The sequence below is a fragment of the Aquimarina muelleri DSM 19832 genome (assembly GCF_000430665.1).
GTDB classification, from domain to species: domain Bacteria; phylum Bacteroidota; class Bacteroidia; order Flavobacteriales; family Flavobacteriaceae; genus Aquimarina; species Aquimarina muelleri.
Genome location: NZ_AUML01000095.1, coordinates 1 through 1,673, shown reverse-complemented (window position 1 = coordinate 1,673; position 1,673 = coordinate 1). Strand labels below are relative to the sequence as shown.

Annotated in this window: 1 protein-coding gene; it reads right to left on the bottom strand. The window is 33.6% G+C overall.

The window, feature by feature from the left end:
- Positions 1-34: 34 nt before the first annotated feature.
- Positions 35-1,393, bottom strand: a complete 1,359-nt coding sequence (locus tag H527_RS0118660; protein WP_027414050.1) for an IS110 family RNA-guided transposase — start codon at positions 1,391-1,393, stop codon at positions 35-37.
- Positions 1,394-1,673 lie beyond the last annotated feature (280 nt).

Below are 1,673 nucleotides of genomic sequence, written 5' to 3'. Positions count from 1 at the left end.
AATTCTGACTAACGTCACTTTTTTATTTTGATATTTAGATTGTTTTAAACCCTAAATCATCAGGTTTTAATTCAAATTTATCGATTTGTTTTTTAATTCTTTTGATGAGTCCCATTTTTCTTTTTTGATCTAGGAACAAATATTGTTTTGGTGGTTTATATTGTACTTTTTTAGTGATCATATTCCAAATGATAACAGCTAGTTTTCTAGCCGTTGCACTTACTGCTGAGTGCCTACCTTTTCTATATGCTACTCTTCTGAAAAAGTCAGAAAGGTGCGTGTCTTTTAGATTTCCTATAGCATTTGCAGCTTGTCTGAGTGCAATTTTGAGTCGATTACTTCCTTTAGGGACTCTGTTACTTAGTATTTTTCCTCCTGATATTTTATTGTTTGGAGCAAGCCTTAACCACGAACTAAAATGCTTTGCTGTTTCAAATTTTTTAAAGCCATCAGGTCCTATTTCGCTCATGATACTCAAAATCGAAGAATGACTTAATCCTTCAATAGCAAATAGATCTACTCCATTAAAATACCTAAATGCTAATTGATTTAAATTTTTAATTTGTGGCGCATTTTTATTGATTCTTTTATGTGGTTTATCAGTTGTTTTTAGTTTTTTCCTTTCAGGATGTTGTTTTAATTCATTTTTGATGAAGCTGTTTATTTGTTTATCACAAGCTTTGATTTTTCTTTGACAGAAGGTATAATTTTCAAGTTCTTGTTTGAGTCCAAAAAGGTAATCTTTTCTGTTATTCCCGTGAAGTGCCTTAGCGATTTCTTCTTTAGGCTTTCTACAGTTATAATGGCGATGTTCTGCAAGTTTATAAGGGTCTAGGTTTCCTTTGCAAATATCTTCAATGATATTCATTCCAGTAAGTCCGCAAACATCTTTGACCACTACATCCAATCTGAAGTTCAGTAGTTTTAGATATTTCTGCATTTTATGTGTTGCAGATGAAGCAAGTTCAATCCAATTGGTTCTTTGTCTACAATAAGTTCGTAAGTATTCAGTAACCAGATCAGGTAGAAAACTTCCTGTGAGAAGCCCAAGAGTATGTAGTTTTTGTATCCATCTACAATCTTTGACATCGGTCTTTTTACCTTTGGCATTTTTAGTGAATTTTCCATTGACTAGTACCACCTCAAAGCCAAAGCTGATGAGTTCTGTATATAGGTTCTGCCAATAATCTCCTGTAGATTCCATAGCAACTGTGGTTATATCATTATCCATTAACCACTGGCATAATGAAGTCAAATCCTCAGCATATACGCCGAACTCTTTTACATCTTCTAACTCTTGACCAATAGCAGCATAGTGGGAACGACTTCCGATATCAATTCCTGCCGCATTGAAATTTACCACATCCATTCCTAGTTTCATTTTTCTTTCCATTTTAAAAAAATTAAAGATTTACAAAAAATGATCCTAAGGAAATGTAACTTTGTATTTGAAAATTATTCTGAACGGGGTAACTGACAAGTCAGTTCCACCACTGAAATTATCAACAAGCCTCTGAACCTCTAATTCAGGGGCTTTTACATTTTCAACCAGAATTACGCCCGAGCTATTATGCATCAGTTTAAAAATCGGCCTTGCATAGGATCTCTATAAAGTTCGGGAGTTCTTAACGTTAGCAAAAGAAATTAATAGATTTCCTTTATGTGGGGAATTA

What these genes read in the sequence shown, in the direction of transcription:
- H527_RS0118660 (WP_027414050.1), bottom strand. Translation starts at nt 1,393, where the DNA reads ATGGAAAGAAAAATGAAACTAGGAATGGATGTGGTAAATTTCAATGCG.